Annotated in this window: 16 protein-coding genes; 7 read left to right on the plus strand and 9 right to left on the minus strand. The window is 71.1% G+C overall.

Features of this window, described 5'->3' with window-relative positions; genetic code table 11:
* Window positions 1-2: 2 nt before the first annotated feature.
* On the minus strand, window positions 3-158 hold the full coding sequence (locus tag RA210_RS00140) for a hypothetical protein (protein ID WP_201485006.1): 156 nt from the start codon (window positions 156-158) through the stop codon (window positions 3-5).
* 260 nt (window positions 159-418) lie between these two features.
* On the opposite strand from RA210_RS00140, the gene RA210_RS00145 reads away from it, so the two are divergent.
* Window positions 419-673 carry a DUF2790 domain-containing protein gene (locus tag RA210_RS00145; protein ID WP_201485007.1) on the plus strand — a complete coding sequence of 85 codons (255 nt, stop codon included), beginning with the start codon at window positions 419-421 and terminating at the stop codon, window positions 671-673.
* Window positions 674-929: 256 nt separating this feature from the next.
* Window positions 930-1,865, plus strand: a complete 936-nt coding sequence (locus RA210_RS00150) for a LysR family transcriptional regulator (RefSeq protein WP_201485008.1) — start codon at window positions 930-932, stop codon at window positions 1,863-1,865.
* On the opposite strand, the gene RA210_RS00155 is transcribed toward RA210_RS00150, so the two are convergent.
* The 4 genes from RA210_RS00155 to RA210_RS00170 are packed head-to-tail and all read right to left on the minus strand — an operon-like array spanning window position 1,853 to window position 6,597.
* Window positions 1,853-2,734, minus strand: a complete 882-nt coding sequence (locus RA210_RS00155; protein ID WP_236574590.1) for an efflux RND transporter periplasmic adaptor subunit — start codon at window positions 2,732-2,734, stop codon at window positions 1,853-1,855. The genes RA210_RS00150 and RA210_RS00155 overlap by 13 nt on opposite strands.
* A 17-nt stretch (window positions 2,735-2,751) precedes the next feature.
* On the minus strand, window positions 2,752-2,952 hold the full coding sequence (locus tag RA210_RS00160) for a DUF1656 domain-containing protein (RefSeq protein ID WP_201485258.1): 201 nt from the start codon (window positions 2,950-2,952) through the stop codon (window positions 2,752-2,754).
* Window positions 2,953-2,956: 4 nt separating this feature from the next.
* Window positions 2,957-5,095: an FUSC family protein gene (locus RA210_RS00165; RefSeq protein ID WP_201485010.1), complete on the minus strand. Its 2,139-nt coding sequence runs from the start codon at window positions 5,093-5,095 to the stop codon at window positions 2,957-2,959.
* Window positions 5,092-6,597, minus strand: a complete 1,506-nt coding sequence (locus RA210_RS00170) for an efflux transporter outer membrane subunit (protein ID WP_268932773.1) — start codon at window positions 6,595-6,597, stop codon at window positions 5,092-5,094. Before RA210_RS00170 ends, RA210_RS00165 begins: the two co-directional genes overlap by 4 nt.
* Window positions 6,598-6,833: 236 nt before the next feature.
* Between RA210_RS00170 and RA210_RS00175 the strand changes: the two genes are divergently transcribed.
* Complete coding sequence (locus RA210_RS00175) at window positions 6,834-7,862, plus strand: AraC family transcriptional regulator (RefSeq protein ID WP_136490873.1); 1,029 nt, start codon at window positions 6,834-6,836, stop codon at window positions 7,860-7,862.
* Window positions 7,863-8,066: 204 nt separating this feature from the next.
* A complete protein-coding gene (gene hpaD / locus RA210_RS00180) occupies window positions 8,067-8,918 on the plus strand; it encodes a 3,4-dihydroxyphenylacetate 2,3-dioxygenase (protein ID WP_201485011.1) in 852 nt (283 codons plus the stop codon).
* Between the two features lie 46 nt (window positions 8,919-8,964).
* On the opposite strand, the gene RA210_RS00185 is transcribed toward hpaD, so the two are convergent.
* A complete protein-coding gene (locus RA210_RS00185) occupies window positions 8,965-9,372 on the minus strand; it encodes a YkgJ family cysteine cluster protein (protein WP_136490871.1) in 408 nt (135 codons plus the stop codon).
* A gap of 185 nt (window positions 9,373-9,557) precedes the next feature.
* Between RA210_RS00185 and RA210_RS00190 the strand changes: the two genes are divergently transcribed.
* Entirely contained in the window at window positions 9,558-10,565 is a 1,008-nt protein-coding gene (locus RA210_RS00190) for a class 1 fructose-bisphosphatase (protein ID WP_136490870.1), read from the plus strand.
* Between the two features lie 170 nt (window positions 10,566-10,735).
* Window positions 10,736-10,993, plus strand: coding sequence for an outer membrane protein assembly factor BamE domain-containing protein (gene bamE / locus RA210_RS00195; protein ID WP_136490869.1), 258 nt, complete (start codon window positions 10,736-10,738; stop codon window positions 10,991-10,993).
* 3 nt (window positions 10,994-10,996) lie between these two features.
* Here the strand turns inward: bamE and RA210_RS00200 are convergent, their stop codons facing one another.
* Window positions 10,997-11,428 (minus strand): CBS domain-containing protein, encoded by a 432-nt coding sequence (locus tag RA210_RS00200; RefSeq protein ID WP_136490868.1) that lies wholly within the window; start codon window positions 11,426-11,428, stop codon window positions 10,997-10,999.
* Window positions 11,429-11,625: 197 nt separating this feature from the next.
* Between RA210_RS00200 and RA210_RS00205 the strand changes: the two genes are divergently transcribed.
* Entirely contained in the window at window positions 11,626-13,584 is a 1,959-nt protein-coding gene (locus tag RA210_RS00205; RefSeq protein ID WP_201485012.1) for a PhoX family protein, read from the plus strand.
* A gap of 60 nt (window positions 13,585-13,644) precedes the next feature.
* On the opposite strand, the gene RA210_RS00210 is transcribed toward RA210_RS00205, so the two are convergent.
* Together RA210_RS00210 and RA210_RS00215 are read right to left on the minus strand one after the other, a co-directional pair.
* Window positions 13,645-15,042, minus strand: a complete 1,398-nt coding sequence (locus RA210_RS00210; RefSeq protein ID WP_201485013.1) for a sodium-dependent transporter — start codon at window positions 15,040-15,042, stop codon at window positions 13,645-13,647.
* 67 nt (window positions 15,043-15,109) lie between these two features.
* Window positions 15,110-16,153 carry a Leu/Phe/Val dehydrogenase gene (locus RA210_RS00215; protein WP_201485014.1) on the minus strand — a complete coding sequence of 348 codons (1,044 nt, stop codon included), beginning with the start codon at window positions 16,151-16,153 and terminating at the stop codon, window positions 15,110-15,112.
* Between the last annotated feature and the right edge of the window lie 63 nt (window positions 16,154-16,216).

Below are 16,216 nucleotides of genomic sequence, written 5' to 3' on the forward strand. Positions count from 1 at the left end.
GGTCATTGCAGGTCAGGGCGGGGCTGGGCCTTGCGCTTGGCCAGCTGTTCCTGCAGTTCCTCGTTTTCCTGCTTGAGTGCGCGGTATTCCCGGTAGTGCGCGTAGCCCTTCCGGGCGACGAAGATCAGGCCGACGGTGGCGAGAAGGTTCTTCAGCATGGCGTTGCTCCTGGCGGAAGGCATCGGGCGGTCTTCTGCATCTTCCCTGCTGGCGCGACAGCCTGTGTCGCAGCGCATGCGCTCAGCCGCCTCCGGCACAGGTTGCGCCACCAGCGGGGCGGCGCGGATTGTTGCACCCCACGCAAAACAGGCTTCTCCACATCGGCATTTTTCCCGCGGCGGGCGGGGCGGAAAATATGTCCATGCCCGGCAGCGAACCAGCCTCCGGGCGGCTTTCCACCCAAGAGGTCGAGTTGCTCATGAAATCCAAAGCTCTGTTCCTGACCGTCATGCTGGCCTCTACCGGGGCCTTCGCCGCCGAGGCTTCGGCAGGCAACGACGCGCAGGCGACCGCCTACACCTACGGTATGAATCTGGATGTCGCCGAGGTGATCGCCATCAATGAAGCCCCCCACGGGCGTTGCGAGCTGGTGCCGACCGAGATGACCTACCGCGATTCCCAGGGCCAGGTGAAGACCATCAGCTACACCAAGCAGGACACGTACTGCGAGTAAGCCGTTTGCCGTAATCCGCTTCCTTTCCCGTTTCTCCACGGAGTGCCCCGCGAAGTTTCTGACTTCTCAACGCTCCCTGTTAGGCAGGCTCCCTGAGCCTGCCTTTTTTTGTTTTGCCGTTCGGCAGGGCGCCGCCGTTCGAGGCAGGAAGGCCTGTCGTCCCCATGCGGTGGTGCGCCGCGGCTGCGTTATGCTGGCAGCGGCGGCCGGCGCGTGGGGATCGGCCCCATCCCTGTTCGCGGAGGTCGTCTTTCCCATGGATGTATTGCAGGCCATGCGGGTGTTCGCCCGGGTCATCGACAGCGGCAGCTTCACCGCGGCCGCCCAGGCGCTCGAGCTGTCCACCGCCCAGGTGTCGCGGCTGGTCTCCGACCTGGAGGCCAGTCTCAGCACGCGCCTGCTCTATCGCACCACCCGCCGCCTGCGCCTGACCGAGGCCGGCGAGCGCTACCTGCAGCGCTGCCGGGAGATCCTCGTCCAGGTCGACGAGGCCGCCGCCGAGGCCAGCGGCGCGCATCTGACCCCGCGCGGCCGCCTGCGCGTGCACTCCTTCACCGGCCTGGGCACCCAGTACCTGATGCCGCTGGTGGTGCGCTACGCCGAGCTGTATCCGCAGGTCGACGTCGATCTCAGCCTGTCGCAGCGCACCCCCGATCTGCTCGAGGAAGGCCACGACGTGGTGGTGACCCATTGCCGCGAGCTGCCGGATTCCGAACTGGTCGCCCAGCGTCTGGGCGAGGTCTTCAACGTGGTGTGCGCCGCGCCCGACTATCTGCGCCGCCTGGGCACGCCGTCGTGTCCCGAGGCGCTGCGCGAGCACCGCTGCCTGCGCCTGCTCGACCCGGTGTATCCCGGCGACTGGGTGTTCGAGCGCGCCGGCGAGCGGCAGGTGATCAGTCCCGGCGATGGTTTCCAGGCCAACGTTTCCGAGGCCATGGTGCAGGCGGTGGTGGCCGGCATGGGCGTGGGGCTGCTGCCCAACTTCGTCGCCGCCCGAGCGTTGCGCGAGGGCAGCCTGGTGCGGGTGCTGCCCGAGTGGCAGCTGCACGAGCGCAGCCTGTATGCGCTGTACTCCTCGCGGCGCTTCCTCGACGCCAAGATCAAGACCTGGATCGAGCTGCTCAAGGCCGAGCTGCCGCGGCTGCTGGCGCGCGATGCGGCCGATCTGGGCAATCCCGCCTACTGGGCCTGAGTGGCCGCCGCGCCTTCGCGCACGATTACCGTGCAGGTGATGCCGGCGGCCAGCAGCACGCCGTCGGGCACCCGGTCGAGGGCGATGCGCACCGGCACGCGCTGGGCCAGGCGCACCCAGTTGAAGGTCGGGTTGACGTCGGCGATCAGCTCGCGGCTCTGCGGGTTGTCGCGGTCGTAGATGGCGCGGGCGATGCTCTCGATGTGGCCCTCGAGACGCTGTCCGCTCATCAGCTGCATGTCCACCCTGGCGCCGATCTCGAGCAGCGGCAGCTTGGTCTCCTCGAAGTAGCCGTAGACCCAGTAGGAGTGGCGGTCGACCACCGCCAGCTGCGCCGCACCGGCCTGGGCGTAGTCGCCGGGGCGCACGGCGAGGTTGGTCACGTAGCCGTCCACCGGGGCCAGCACGCGGGTGCGCGCCAGGTCCAGCTCGGCCTGTTCCAGCTGCACCAGCGCGCGGCGGTACTCGGCGCGCGCGGCGGCGGCGGCGTTGGCGGCGTCGTCGCGGTCCTCGCGCGATACCACCTGCTCGTCCAGCGCCAGGCGCCGCCTGGCGTTCTGCTCGCGCATCGCCAGGCTGGCCCGGCGTGCGGCTACCAGGGCGCGGGCCTCGTCGACGGCCAGCCGGTAGCGCGCCGGGTCGATGCGCAGCAGCAGGTCGCCCTTCTTCACCGCCTGGTTGTCGCGCACCGGCACCTCCAGCACCAGGCCGGCGACGTCCGGCGCCACGGTGACCACGTCGGCGCGCACGCGGCCGTCGCGGGTCCAGGGCGATTCCATGTAGTTGACCCACAGGCTGCGGCCGAGCCAGAGGGCGGCGAGCACCACGCCGAGGGTGGCGAGAAAGCTGATGAACGATTGGCGGGACAACATGGACAGTCTCCGGCTCAGGGGTAAACGGTCAGGGCCAGGCCGGCGAACACGCAGGCGAACAGGCCCATGCGCAGCAGGCTCGGGTGCCAGGCGTGGCGGTAGACGCCGCTGCCGGCGAGCAGGCGGTCGAGGCCCCAGGTCAGCAGCATGGCGAGCAGGAATAGTGCGGCGACGCTGGGCAGCAGCACGCCGTGGAAGGCGATCTCGCGCGGCAGGGGATCAGGCAGCATGGGCGGCTCCGGGCAGGCGCTCGGCCAGCGGCGAGTGCGGGTCGAGCAGGGCGGTGCGGATGAAGTGCAGGTAGCTTTCCAGGCGGCGCAGCGGCGAGCTGGCGAAGTGCGGCGCGCGCGCCTCCGGGGTGCGCCGCACGGCGTCGATGGCCCGCTCGACCCGGGCCAGCGCCTGGCTCAGGTGCGCCGGCGTGGGCCGCGCGAACAGCCGCACCAGCGCCGCGGCGAGGGCGTCGAAGGCCAGCCGCCAGCTGGTGCCCGCGGCGTAGCTGGACTCGTCGGGCAGCGCGGCCTTCTCCTGGCGCAGCTCGATCACCGCGTGGCCGATCTCCAGCACCAGGGTCATCCAGCGCAGCAGGTCGCGCTGCACCGCGGGGTGGCCGGCGGCGAGGTCGTGGGCCTGGGTCAGCAGGTCGCGGGTGGAGCTGTCGAAGCGCGCGGGCAGCCCGGCGAGCGGCGCACGCACCGCATGCACCACGCGGCGGCGCAGGTCGCGCTCGAGGTGGCGCCACATCCACGGCCGGTTGGGCGGCAGCACGCAGGCCATCACCACCGCCACCAGCAGCTGCGACAGCACCAGGGCGATGTAGTTGTTGAGCAGGCTGGCCGGGTCGTGAACGGTGAAGTTGGCCGGGAGGGTGCCGAAGCCGAACAGGATCAGCAGGCCCAGGCCGTAGCCGGCCCAGCGCGGGCGGGTGACCAGGTACAGGCCGAACAGGAACACCGGGGCCAGCGCCAGGGCGAGCATGGGGAAGCCGCCGATGCGCGGGAATAGCAGGAAGCTCTCGACGAAGCCGAACAGGGCGGCGAGGAAGGTGCCGCCGGCCATCTGCAGGGCCATGCGCGCCGGATTGGCCGAGGCCGAGCACAGCGAGCCGATGATCACCGCGGTGATCAGGAACATGTGGCCGCTGGGCCAGGCGCTCTGCAGCCAGAGGGCGCTGCCCAGGCCGATCAGCAGCAGCATGCGCAGGGCCGCGACGCCGACGGCCAGGCGGTTGGCGCGCGGCGCGAAGCGCTCGCTCCCGCGCTCGCGGGCATGGCGGGCCGGCGCCAGCGCGGCGTGGGTCTGCGCGTAGTCGTGCAGGTCGTCGGCGAGGCGGTAGAGCAGCTCGGCGGCGGTGTCGAAGTCCAGGCGCAGCGGGCTGTCCGCGGGCAGCCCGCCGAGGCCGGCGCGGCACTGGCGGATCAGCGGCAGCAGCCGCGCGCGGTAGTCCTCCAGCTGCGTGGCCAGTTCGGCGGCGCCGCGTTCGTCCAGCGTCCGCTGCTGCCAGGGGGCGAGCAGGCCGCTCAGGCTGTCCAGGCAGGGGACGAAGGCGTCCAGGGCCAGGCTGGCGCCCTGGCTGCGCAGGCGCGCGAGCAGCTGCTGCAGGGCGTGGAAGCGGCTGCCGATGGCCATGAAGTCGTGGTTCAGGCGGCTCAGGCGGCCCATGCGCAGGGCGAGCTGCGGGTCGTCGTAGCCGCTCATGCTGCGCAGGGTTTCCAGGCGCACGGTCTGCGCGGCGAGGCGCGCCTGGGCGGCCTCGAGGGTGGCTCGGTCGCCGCCGTGCAGGTGGGTCACGGCCAGCGCGGCGAAGTCGCCGAAGCGCCGGGCGACGGCCTGGCGCATGGCGCTGCCGGTGCTCTGCGGCAGGATCGCGGCGCTGAACACCGAGCAGCACAGCACGCCCAGGCCGATCTCCAGCACCCGCCACAGCGCCTGGATGAAGGCGGTCTGCGGATGCTGGATGGCGGTGAGGCTGACCAGGGTGGCGGTGTAGCCGGCCAGCAGGCAGCTGTAGCTGCGCAGGTCGCGGTAGCGCGCCGCGCCGGCGGTGCACAGGGCGACCCAGAGCGCCATGCCGCCGAGGAACAGCACCGGCTCCTGGTTGAACAGGGCGATCAGCGGCAGCATGGCCAGCAGGCCGATCACCGTGCCGAGCAGGCGGTGCAGGCTCTTGGCGATCACCTGGCCGCTCTGCGGCTGCATGACGATGAACACCGCCATCACTGCGGTGCTCGGCTGCGGCATGTCCAGGCGCATCGCCAGCCACAGGGTGGTCAGCGCCGCCGCCAGCATCTTGAAGATGAAGATCCAGCAGAGGCCCTCGCTGCGCGCCCACACGGTCAGGTCGTCGCGCAGGCTCATCGTGAGCCGGCTCCGGCAGACAGCACCGGCACGCGGCGCGGTTCGAGCAGGCGCTCGGCGGGGCCGTGCTGCGGGTCGAGCAGGCCGCCGCCGAGGGCGGCCATCAGCTCGGCGTGGGCGGCCAGGCGCGCTGCCCACACCTGCTGCTGCACGCGCTGCTGGGCGAACAGCCGGGTCTGCGCCTCGAGCACGGCGAGGTAGTCGGTCAGCCCGCCGCGCCAGGCCTGCTCGGCGATGCGCCAGCTGGCCTCGGCGGTGGCGGTCGCCTCGGCGGCCAGGCGCTGCTGCTGGTCCAGCGAGCGCAGGCGGATCAGCTGGTCGGAGATCTCGCGCAGCGCGCTGATCAGGGTCTGGTTGTAGCGCGCCACCGCGGCGTCGTAGTCGGCGCTGGCGGCGCCCAGCCGGCCGCGCAGGCGGCCGCCGTCGAACAGCGGCAGGGAGAGCGCCGGGCCGATGCTGCCGCCGAGCTTGCCGGCCTGGAAGAGCGCCAGCGCGCCGCCGCCCACTGCGCCGAAGCCGAGGCCGGCGACCAGGTCGATGTTGGGATAGAAGTCGGCGCGCGCCACGTCCACGCCGCTGGCGCGCGCGGCCACCTGCCAGCGCCGGGCGACCACGTCGGGGCGCCGGCCGAGCAGGTCGGCGGGCAGCACCGCCGGCAGGGCCGGCTGGGTGGTGAGCTGCAGCTTCGGCCGCTGCAGCTGGGCCGCCGCACCGGGACCCTGGCCGGCGAGGGCGGCCAGCTGGTTGCCGGCCAGGGCGATGCGCGCATCCAGCTCCGCGATCTGCCGGCGGGTCTCCGGCAGCGGCGCGCTGGCCTGGCTGACCTCGAAGGCGGTGCCCAGGCCGCCGGCCAGGCGGCGGCGGGCAATGGCGAGGACATGCTCCTGCTGCGCCAGGGTGGCCTTGAGGATGTCGCGCTCGGCATGGCGCAGCGCCAGCTGCACGTAGACCTGGACGATGTTGCGCTCCAGCTCCAGCTGCACCACCCGGCCCTCGGCGGCGCTGGCGTAGGCGGCGTGCAGGGCGCCCTCGCTGGCGCTGCGCTCGCGGCCCCAGAGGTCGAGGGCGTAGCGCAGGCCGAGGCCGGCGTCGCTGTTCCAGTGGCTGCTGCCGCCCAGCGCGCCGGGGCCGTGCAGCGCGTCGTCCGGCCAGTGCTGGCGCCTGAGGGTAGCGCTGGCGCCGATCTGTGGCGCCTCGGCGGCGCGGGTCACCTCGGCCAGGGCCATGGCCTGGCGCACGCGCGCCTCGGCCTCGTCCAGGCTCGGGCTGTGCTCCAGGGCGCGGGCGATCCAGGCATCGAGCTGCGGGTCGTGGTACTGCTGCCACCAGCTTTCCCGTGGCCAGCCGGCCTCGCGGCGCGCCTGGGCGAGGGCGGCGCCGGGGCTCAGGGTGTTGGCATCCAGACGCGCCTGCTGCGGGGCGATGCCGCCGGTGCTCATGCAGCCGCCGAGGACGAGCGCGGAGGCGAGCAGGGCGCCGGCGAGGCAGGTGCGAGAAGACAAGGCGGGAGATCCTGGCGAAAACGGGGAAACGCGGCGGGAAATGCGGCAACCGGATTCTAGGGAGGCGGCTGGCAGTGGATAAATCGTGGTGGCGGAGAAGCTCAGTTGTGCCGTCCGTAACAATGCGGCGGCTGGCCGGGGTGGCCTTTTGCCGGCTGCACTGATCCGGCGCAAGATGGAGCGGCGCGCTGCCCGCTAGGCTGTGCGTCCGCAAACGCTCGCAGTGGGGACAGCAGATGACGCAGACATCCTCGGTGGTGGCCGGCTGGCTGGCCGCGGTGACCCGCACCCTGGAGGCGCTGGGGGTGGACGCCGACGCCCTGCTGGCCGAGGCCGGCGCCGATCCGGCGGCCAAGTACGCCCAGGAGGCGCGCTTCTCCTCGGCGCTGACCCGGCGCTTCTGGCCGCTGGCGGTGGCGCGCACCGGGCATGCCGACATCGGCCTGCACGCCGCGCGCTTCGTCTGCCCGACCACCTTCCACGCCCTCGGCTTCTCGCTATGGGCCAGCAGCACCCTGCTGGAGGCGCTGGAGCGCATGGTGCGCTTCGCCGCGCTGCTCAACGACGGCGCCGACCTGAGCCTGGAAGCCGAGGGCGACGCCTTCCGCTTCCGCATGCTGGTGCAGGAGATCGACGGCCAGCCACAGATCGCCCCGGAAGGGGTGGACTACTTCCTCGGCGCGGTGAGCAAGCTGCTGCAGGACATGCGCGGGCCGAGCTTCGCGCCGCGCGCGGTCAGCCTGATGCGCGCGGCGCCGGCCGATCCGGTGCCCTGGCGCGAGCACTTCGCCGCGCCGGTGCAGTTCGCTGCGGAAGGCAACAGCCTGCTGCTGGACGGCGCCGAGCTGCAGCGCCCGCTGCCCACCGGCAACCCGGAGCTGGCGCGGCAGAACGACCGCCTGGTGGCCGAGTACCTGGCCCGCCACCAGCTGCTCAACCCGGCCCTGCAGGTGCGTGCGCGCCTGCTCGAGCTGCTGCCCGGCGGCACGCCGAGCCTGGAGGCGGTGGCCGCCGAGCTGGGCAGCAGCCCGCGCACCCTGCAGTACCGCCTGGCGCGCCAGGGCACCTCGTTCAGCGAGATCCTCGACGAGGTGCGCGCCAGCCTGGCGCGGCGCTACGTGCAGCAGTCGCAGCAGCCGTTCAGCGCGCTGGCCTATGCGCTGGGCTTCTCCGAGCCGAGCCACTTCAACCGCGCCTTCAAGCGCTGGACCGGCGAGACGCCGAGTCGCTACCGGACGCGGCTGGGGCGGGCAAGCGCTCCGTAGGGGTGCGCCGTGCGCACCGTCTTGACGATGCCCTCTGGTGCGCATGGCGCACCCTACGGGTAGCCTCTGCATGCAGCAGGTTGCGCGTAAAGGCTAGTCTTTTGCCGCCAGCGGCAATGCTCTCCCTGCGGCCTGTGCGGATACTGGACGCACCAGGCGCCACTCCGGCGCCAGTCCCCGAGACCACAACAAGAGGAAGCCGCCATGGGTGAGATCGTTCTGGCCGCCAAGGTCACCCACGTCCCGTCGATGTTCATCTCCGAGCAGCCCGGCCCGCACCACGGCTGCCGCGCCGCCGCCATCGCCGGCCATCGTCGTCTGGGCGAGCTGGTGCGCGAGCTGGCGGTCGACACCATCGTGGTCGCCGACACCCACTGGCTGGTCAACGCCGGCTACCACATCAACGCCAACACCGACTGCTCGGGCCTGTACACCAGCACCGAGTTCCCGCACTTCATCCGCGACCTGCCCTACGACTACGTCGGCGACGCCGAGCTGGGCGACGCCATCGCCGCCGCGGCCTGCGCCAACGACGTGTTCACCCGCAGCCACACCGACGTGCCGTCGCTCGGCCTGCAGTACGGCACCCTGGTGCCGCTGCGCTACATGGGCATCGACAAGCGCGTGAAGATCGTCTCGATCGCCGCCTGGCTGTACGACGCGCACCTGGAAGACTCAAAGACCATGGGCGAGTCGATCCGCCAGGCGGTGGAGGCTTCCGACCGCCGGGTGGCTTTCCTCGCCAGCGGCTCGCTGTCGCACCGCATCGCGCCGAACCGCGAGGTCAGCGACCACCTGCAGAAGATCAGCCGGCCGTTCAACAAGCAGGTCGACCTCAAGGTGATGGACATGTGGCAGCGCGGCGACCACGCCGACTTCCTCGACATGCTGCCGCAGTACGCTCGCGACTGCGACGGCGAGGGCGGCATGCACGACACCGCGATGCTCTACGGCCTGCTCGGCTGGAAGAACTACCAGGGGAAAGCCGAGGTGCTCACCCCGTACTTCGAGAGCTCGGGCACCGGGCAGTGCAACGTGCTGTTCCCGCTGGCCTGATCCCGGCAGCAAAAGCAGAGGGCGCCGTTCGGCGCCCTTTGTCGTTTCAGCGGTGCAGCGCCTTGGGGCGGAAGGCGCAGTGGCCGGGCTTGGGGCCGATCCGCGGGTGGTTGCGGCAGGTGTCCGGGCGGTTGGCGTAGACCGTGCACAGGCGGGTCTTCTGGTCCAGGTACAGGCAATCGCCGCTGGAGTGCTGCTCCAGGATGAAGATGCCGGACTTCTGGTTGAAGCGGCCGACGATGCCGTCCTTCATCAGCCGCTTGGCGATCTGCCGGGGCGGCTCGCCGGCCTCGAACTCGTCGACCACGCCGAGGCGGATCAGGTCCTTGAGGCGCACCTCCACCGGCAGGCTGCAGCAGGTGGCGCGGCAGTCGTGGCACATGTCGTTGCCGCTGAACTTGATCCAGGTTTCCAGGCGCTCGGGATCGGCGCCGACCAGCAGGTGTTTGCTCATTGGGGGGTCGCAGGGTGGCAGGGCGGAAGGCGCGCGATGATAAGCAGACGGAGGCGCGCCTGCAGCTGTTTTTGTCGTCCGGCGGTCGCCTGGATGGGGCCGGATTGACGCGCGGCATGAGGCGGCGGCGGCCGAGTCGGGTTAAAATGCCCGCATTTTATCCTGCCCCACCCTCGGAGCCGTCCATGTCCCGCGTTACCCTCAGTCGCTACCTGATCGAAGAGACCCGCAGCAACCACACCCCGGCCGACCTGCGCTTCCTCATCGAAGTGGTGGCGCGCGCCTGCAAGGAGATCAGCCACGCGGTGTCCAAGGGCGCGCTGGGCGGCGTGCTGGGCAGCGCCGGTAGCGAGAACGTGCAGGGCGAGGTGCAGAAGAAGCTCGACGTGCTGTCCAACGAGATCCTGCTGGAGGCCAACGAGTGGGGCGGCCACCTGGCCGGCATGGCCTCCGAGGAAATGGACAACGCCTACCAGATCCCCGGCCAGTACCCGAAGGGTGCCTACCTGCTGGTGTTCGACCCGCTGGACGGCTCCAGCAACATCGACGTCAACGTCTCGGTCGGCACCATCTTCTCCGTGCTGCGCTGCCCGGACGAGTGCGACAACAGCTGCGACCTCGGCGAGGAAGCCTTCCTGCAGCCGGGCACCCGCCAGGTGGCCGCCGGCTACGCCATCTACGGCCCGCAGACCATGCTGGTGCTGACCCTCGGCAACGGCGTCAAGGGCTTCACCCTCGACCGCGAGCTGGGCAGCTTCGTGCTGACCCACGAAGACATCCGCGTACCGGAAAGCACCGCCGAGTTCGCCATCAACATGTCCAACCAGCGCCACTGGGAAGCCCCGGTGCAGCGCTACGTCGGCGAGCTGCTGGCCGGCAAGGAAGGCCCGCTGGGCAAGAACTACAACATGCGCTGGATCGCCTCGATGGTGGCCGACGTGCACCGCATCCTCACCCGCGGCGGCGTGTTCATGTACCCGCGCGATGCCCGCGAGCCGGACAAGGCCGGCAAGCTGCGCCTGATGTACGAGGCCAACCCGATGTCGATGATCATCGAGCAGGCTGGCGGCGCGGCGACCAACGGTGTGCAGCGTATCCTCGATATCCAGCCGACCTCGCTGCACCAGCGCGTGCCGGTGTTCCTCGGTTCGAAGGAAGAGGTCGAGCGCATCACCGGCTACCACCAGGGCTGATCCGCGCTCCGCTCCCGGCAGGGCTGCGTTCCTGCCATCCCCGACGCCGGCCCCGTGCCGGCGTCGTGCCGTCCGGCCGGAACGCGGCGGCGCTTTTGCCGTCCAACGCAGGGTTGGCGGGCGGCGCCTGTGCCATGCTTGCCGCCCTTTCCCCGTTCAGGAGTTCCCCGATGTCGCTGCGTTCCTTCGCCCTGCTCGCCTGCTGCCTGCTGCTGGCCGCCTGCAACAAGGTCAACCAGGAAAACTTCTCCAAGATCCGCCCTGGCATGAGCAAGGCCGAGGTCGAGCAGCTGCTGGGCGCGCCGACCGAATGCGCCGGCGCCCTGGGCTTCACCAGCTGCTCCTGGGGCAAGGAGCAGGGCGCCTTCGTCAGCATCCAGTTCGGCAACGACAAGGTGCTGGTGTTCTCCGGCAAGGGACTCAAGTAGTCCTCAGCCGCGGATGTACTGCTCCAGCTGCTGGATCAGCTCGTCCTGCTCGGCGAGGGCCTCCTTGACCAGGTTGCCCACCGACAGCATGCCCAGCAGCTTGCCGTCGTCGATCACCGGCAGGTGACGCAGGTGGCCGCGCCCCATCAGGCGCAGGCAGTCGCGGGTGGTCTGCGCCGAGGTGACGCTGATCACCGGCGCGGCCATGATCGCGCTGACCGGGGTGGCCACCGACGAGCGTCCCTGCAGCACCATCTTGCGCGCGTAGTCGCGCTCGCTGACGATGCCGACCACCTGCTCGCCTTCGGTGACGATCAGCGCCCCGATGTTCTTTTCCGCCATCAGTTGCAGGGCCTGCAGCACCGTCGCCGTGGGCGCGATGGTGTAGATGTCCTGGTTGGGCTTGGCGCGGAGCATTTGCGCGACTGTTCTCATGCGTCCTCCTGGTCTCGGTTCCCTGGCCCGGCGCGGGTGCGGCCAGACACAAGCAGTATGTAACCGATAGTCGCGTCGCGCGCACCTGTGCGGATGTTGCCGGATGTGCCCGGCCGTCACCGTCCTGTCACGGCGGACGCCTACAACACGGACAACGCCCCGCCCGGCGGGCGGGCACCGATCAGCAAGGAGTCGCGATGCGCGAGGATTTCCGGCAGTTCCACGCGGCGCTGGCCGCCCACGACGACCAGTCGATCAACCCCAGCGCCAACCCCACCCTCGACCAACTGGTCGACCGCGGCCGGCGCAACCTGCTCAAAGGCGGCCTCGGCCTGGCCGCGCTGAGCCTGTTCGGCGGCGTGCTCGGCAGCCGCGTGGCCTTCGCCGGCTCCGGCCTGCTCGGCTTCGAAGGCGTGCCGGTGCAGACCGCCGCCGACTTCGACCGCGTGCTGGTGCCGTCGGGTTATACCGCGCGGGCGTTCTTCTCCTGGGGCGATGCGGTGCTGGCCGACGCGCCGGCCTGGAACCCCGACGCCGGCGACGACTGGCAGGCGCAGCTCCAGCAGGCCGGCGACAACCACGACGGCATGCACTTCTTCCCCTTCGCGGAGGCGCCGGAGCGCCACGGTCTGCTGGTGATCAACCACGAGTACGTCAACCCGACCCTGCACCCCGCCGGCATGACCTTCGAAGGCGGCAAGCGCCCGCTGGCCGAGGTGAAGAAGGAACAGGCGGCTCACGGGGTCAGCGTTATCGAGGTGCGCAAGGACACCGCCGGCCACTGGCAGCGGGTGCTGCCCTCGCGCTGGAACCGGCGTATCTCGGCGCTGACGCCGCTGGCCATCGGCGGCCCGCTGGCCGGCCACGCGCTGATGCAGACCGCCAGCGACCCGGCCGGGCGCACCGTGCTCGGCACCCTCAACAACTGCGCGATGGGCGTCACCCCCTGGGGCACCTACCTGGCCTGCGAGGAGAACTGGCCCCACTACTTCGTCAACCGCGACGCGGCCGACTTCGCGCAGCGCGTGGCGCACCGCCGCTACGGCGTCGGCAACGGCGAGCGCAGCAAGTACTACGCCTGGGAAACTGCCGACCCGCGCTTCGACGCCACCCCCGACGCCGGCCAGCCCCACGGCGGCCAGGTCAACGAGCCCAACCGCTTCGGCTGGGTGGTGGAGATCGACCCCTTCGACCCCGACAGCACGCCGGTCAAGCGCACCGCCTTCGGCCGCATCGGCCGCGAGTGCGCGGTGCTCTCCCTCGGCGCCGACGGGCGCATGGCCTTCTACTCCGGCGACGACGCCAAGGGCGAGTACGTCTACAAGTTCGTCCCGGCCGGGCGCTTCGACGCCGCGAACCCGCGCGCCAACCGCGACCTGCTCGACGAGGGCACCCTGTACGTCGCGCGCTTCGAGGCCGGCGGCACGGGGCGCTGGCTGGCGCTGCTGCACGGCGAGAACGGCCTAACCGCGGAAAACGGCTTCGCCAGCCAGGCCGAGGTGCTGGTCAACGCCCGCGCCGCGGCGGACCAGGTCGGCGCGACGCCGATGGACCGCCCGGAGTGGGTCGCCGTGCATCCGCTCAGCCGCGAGGTCTACGTCACCCTGACCAACAACGACGCGCGCGGCGAGGCGCAGCCGCTGGATGCGGCCAACCCGCGCCGCGAGAACCTGCACGGGCAGATCCTGCGCTGGAACGAGAAGGATGGCGACCCGGCCGCCACCGAGTTCCGCTGGGAGCTGTTCCTGCTCGCCGGCGAGCCGCCGGGAGCGAAGGACCTGCAGGGCCAGGCGCTGCCGGCCCACCTCACCGGCACCATCCACGGCGACATCTTCTCCTCGCCGGACGGCCTGGCCTTCGACGGCGCCGGGCGCCTGTGGATCCAGACCGACTACGGCGACGCCGAGCCGGCCATGCAGGCCATGGGCTGCAACCAGCTGCTGTGCGCCGACCCGGTGAGCCGCGAGGTGCGCCGCTTCCTGGTCGGCCCGCGCGGCTGCGAGATCACCGGCATCACCTGGAGCCCGGACTACCGGGCGATGTGGGTCAACGTGCAGCACCCGGGGCTGAGCTACCCGGCCAGCGACGGCCGCAGCCGACCGCGCTCGACCACGGTGCTGGTGACCCGCGACGACGGCGGGGTGATCGGCGCCTGAAAAAAACGGGGCGGGCCATGCCTGCGCACGACCCGCCCCGCTGCTTGACCGAGCCGGTTCTTAGAACAGGCCGAGGCTGTGCAGGAACATCAGCGCAATCGCCAGCGGGGTGATCCAGCGCACCGCCAGCCACCACAGGCCGAAGCCGCCGGACTGCTCGAGGCCGAGGGCCTGCGCGGCGATGGCGCGCTGCATCACCCAGCCGGTGAACAGCACGGTGAACAGCCCGCCGAGCGGCATCATCAGGTTGCTGGTGAGGAAGTCCAGGCCGTCGAAGAAGGTCTTGCCGAACAGGGTGACCTCGCTACAGTGGTTGAACGACAGTACCGAGCCGAGGCTCAGCAGCCACACCGCCGCGCCGCTGAGCAGCACCGCCTTGACCCGGCCCATGCCGAAGCGCTCGCCGAGCCAGGCGATGGTCGGCTCGAGCAGCGAGATGGTCGAGGTCAGCGCGGCCAGCGCCAGCATGATGAAGAACAGCCCGCCGATCAGCGCGCCCAGCGGCATCTGGCCGAAGGCGATCGGCAGGGTGACGAAGATCAGCCCCGGGCCGGAGCCCGGCTCCAGGCCGTTGGCGAACACCAGCGGGAAGATCGCCAGGCCGGCGAGCAGGGCCACCGTGGTGTCGGCCAGCGCCACCAGCAGCGAGGTGCGCACGATCGAGGTGCCGGCCGGCAGGTAGGAGCCGTAGGCCATCATCGCGCCGCTGGCGAGGCTCAGGGTGAAGAAGGCATGGCCGAGGGCCATCAGCACGCCCTTGCCGGTCAGCTCGCTGAAGTCGGGGGCGAACAGGAACTCCACCGCCTGCATGAAGTACCCGGTGGTGGCGGCGTAGCCGACCATCACCAGCAGGATCAGGAACAGCCCCGGCATCATGAAGCGCAGCGAGCGTTCCAGGCCCTCGCGCACGCCGAGCGCGACTATGCCCAGGGTCACCGCCAGCACCAGGCTGCCGTAGAGGGCGAGCTGCCACGGATCGGCGAGCAGGGCGTCGAACAGGGCGCCGCTCTTGGCGCCGTCCAGCCCGGTGAAGCCGCCGCTGAATGCCGTCGGCGTGTAGGCCAGGGTCCAGCCGGCGATCACCGCATAGAAGCTGAGGATCAGGAAGCCGGTGAGCACCGCCATGCTGCCGATGCGCCGCCAATGCTTGCTGGCGCTGGCCTCGCGCGCCACCGCGGCGATGGCGCCCTCGGGGTTGGCGCGCCCGCGCCGGCCGATCATGAACTCGGCCATCAGCAGCGGGATGCCGATGGCCAGGATGCACGCCAGGTAGACCAGCACGAAGGCGCCGCCGCCGTTCTGCCCGGTGATATAGGGGAACTTCCAGATGTTGCCCAGGCCGACCGCCGAGCCGGTGGCGGCGAGGAAGAATACCCAGCGCGACGACCACAGGCCGCGACCGGCCTCGGCGCGGATGGAGCCGGCGATGGCGCCGGCGGCGATGCTCTCTTGACTCATGGGGCTTGCCCTCATTGTTGTTGTCGATGGGTCAGGAACAGGGGGCGGGCGAGCGCCCCCGGGTACATCAGCGGCCGGCCTGCAGGCGCTCGCGCGCCAGGCGGTCGGCGATCGCCGTGGTGGTGGCGCCCTCGGCGTCGGCGCGGGCGAAGATCTCCGCCAGGGTCGCGCCTATGCCGTCGAGGTGCGCCCGCAGCTCGGCGGGGGTGGCGTCGCCGCGCTGGAAGGCGACGTCGATGATGCCGCCGGCGTTGATCGCGTAGTCCGGTGCGTACAGGCAGCCGCGGCTGCGCAGCTCCTCGGCCAGTTCCGGGCTGGCCAGCTGGTTGTTGGCGGCGCCGGCGATCACCGGCGCGCGCAGCGCCTCGAGGCTGTGCGGGTTGACGATGGCGCCGAGGGCGCAGGGGGCGAACACGTCGACGTCGAGGCCGTAGATGTCCTGCTGGCGCACCGCGTGGGCGCCCAGCTCGTCGACCGCGCGCTGCACGTTGGCGGCGACGATGTCGGTGACGAACAATTCGGCGCCGGCCTCGTGCAGGTGACGGGCGAGGCCGAAGCCGACCTGGCCGACGCCCTGGATCGCCACCTTCAGGCCCCTGAGGTCGTCGCGGCCGAGGCGGTGGCGCACGGCGGCCTTGAGGCCGACGAACACGCCGTAGGCGGTCGACGGCGACGGATCGCCGTTGAAGCCCTCGCGCACGCTGGCGCCGGCGACGTGGCGGGTGCGCTCGGCCATCAGGCGCATCTCGACCACCCCGGTGCCGGAGTCGGCGGCGGTGATGTAGCGCCCGCCGAGGCTGTCGATGAAGTCGCCCATCGCCTGGAACAGTGCATCGCTCTTGCCCTGCTGCGGATGGCCGATGATCACCGCCTTGCCGCCGCCGAGCGGCAGGTTGGCCAGCGCCGACTTGTAGGTCATGCCGCGCGACAGGCGCAGCACGTCGCGCAGCGCTTCCTCGTCGCTGGCGTAGGACCACATGCGGCAGCCGCCGAGGGCCGGGCCGCGGGTGGTGTCGTGGATGGCGATGATGGCCTTCAGGCCGCTGGCCTGGTCGTGGCCGAAGACCACCTGCTCGTGCTGGTCGAATTCCGGGTGGGAGAACACGGACATCGGATTACCTCGGTTTCTTGTGGTTGTCGGGAGGCAGCCCTCTCCCGTGGCGGGAGAGGGGAT

Origin of the sequence: Pseudomonas sp. OF001 (genome assembly GCF_904426495.1) — a bacterium.
Classification (GTDB): domain Bacteria; phylum Pseudomonadota; class Gammaproteobacteria; order Pseudomonadales; family Pseudomonadaceae; genus Geopseudomonas.

Coding starts and splice junctions, on each gene's coding strand:
- RA210_RS00140 (WP_201485006.1), bottom strand. CDS start 158: ATGCTGAAGAACCTTCTCGCCACCGTCGGCCTGATCTTCGTCGCCCGG.
- RA210_RS00145 (WP_201485007.1), top strand. CDS start 419: ATGAAATCCAAAGCTCTGTTCCTGACCGTCATGCTGGCCTCTACCGGG.
- RA210_RS00150 (WP_201485008.1), top strand. CDS start 930: ATGGATGTATTGCAGGCCATGCGGGTGTTCGCCCGGGTCATCGACAGC.
- RA210_RS00165 (WP_201485010.1), bottom strand. CDS start 5,095: ATGAGCCTGCGCGACGACCTGACCGTGTGGGCGCGCAGCGAGGGCCTC.
- RA210_RS00175 (WP_136490873.1), top strand. CDS start 6,834: ATGACGCAGACATCCTCGGTGGTGGCCGGCTGGCTGGCCGCGGTGACC.
- hpaD (WP_201485011.1), top strand. CDS start 8,067: ATGGGTGAGATCGTTCTGGCCGCCAAGGTCACCCACGTCCCGTCGATG.
- RA210_RS00185 (WP_136490871.1), bottom strand. CDS start 9,372: ATGAGCAAACACCTGCTGGTCGGCGCCGATCCCGAGCGCCTGGAAACC.
- RA210_RS00190 (WP_136490870.1), top strand. CDS start 9,558: ATGTCCCGCGTTACCCTCAGTCGCTACCTGATCGAAGAGACCCGCAGC.
- bamE (WP_136490869.1), top strand. CDS start 10,736: ATGTCGCTGCGTTCCTTCGCCCTGCTCGCCTGCTGCCTGCTGCTGGCC.
- RA210_RS00200 (WP_136490868.1), bottom strand. CDS start 11,428: ATGAGAACAGTCGCGCAAATGCTCCGCGCCAAGCCCAACCAGGACATC.
- RA210_RS00205 (WP_201485012.1), top strand. CDS start 11,626: ATGCGCGAGGATTTCCGGCAGTTCCACGCGGCGCTGGCCGCCCACGAC.
- RA210_RS00210 (WP_201485013.1), bottom strand. CDS start 15,042: ATGAGTCAAGAGAGCATCGCCGCCGGCGCCATCGCCGGCTCCATCCGC.
- RA210_RS00215 (WP_201485014.1), bottom strand. CDS start 16,153: ATGTCCGTGTTCTCCCACCCGGAATTCGACCAGCACGAGCAGGTGGTC.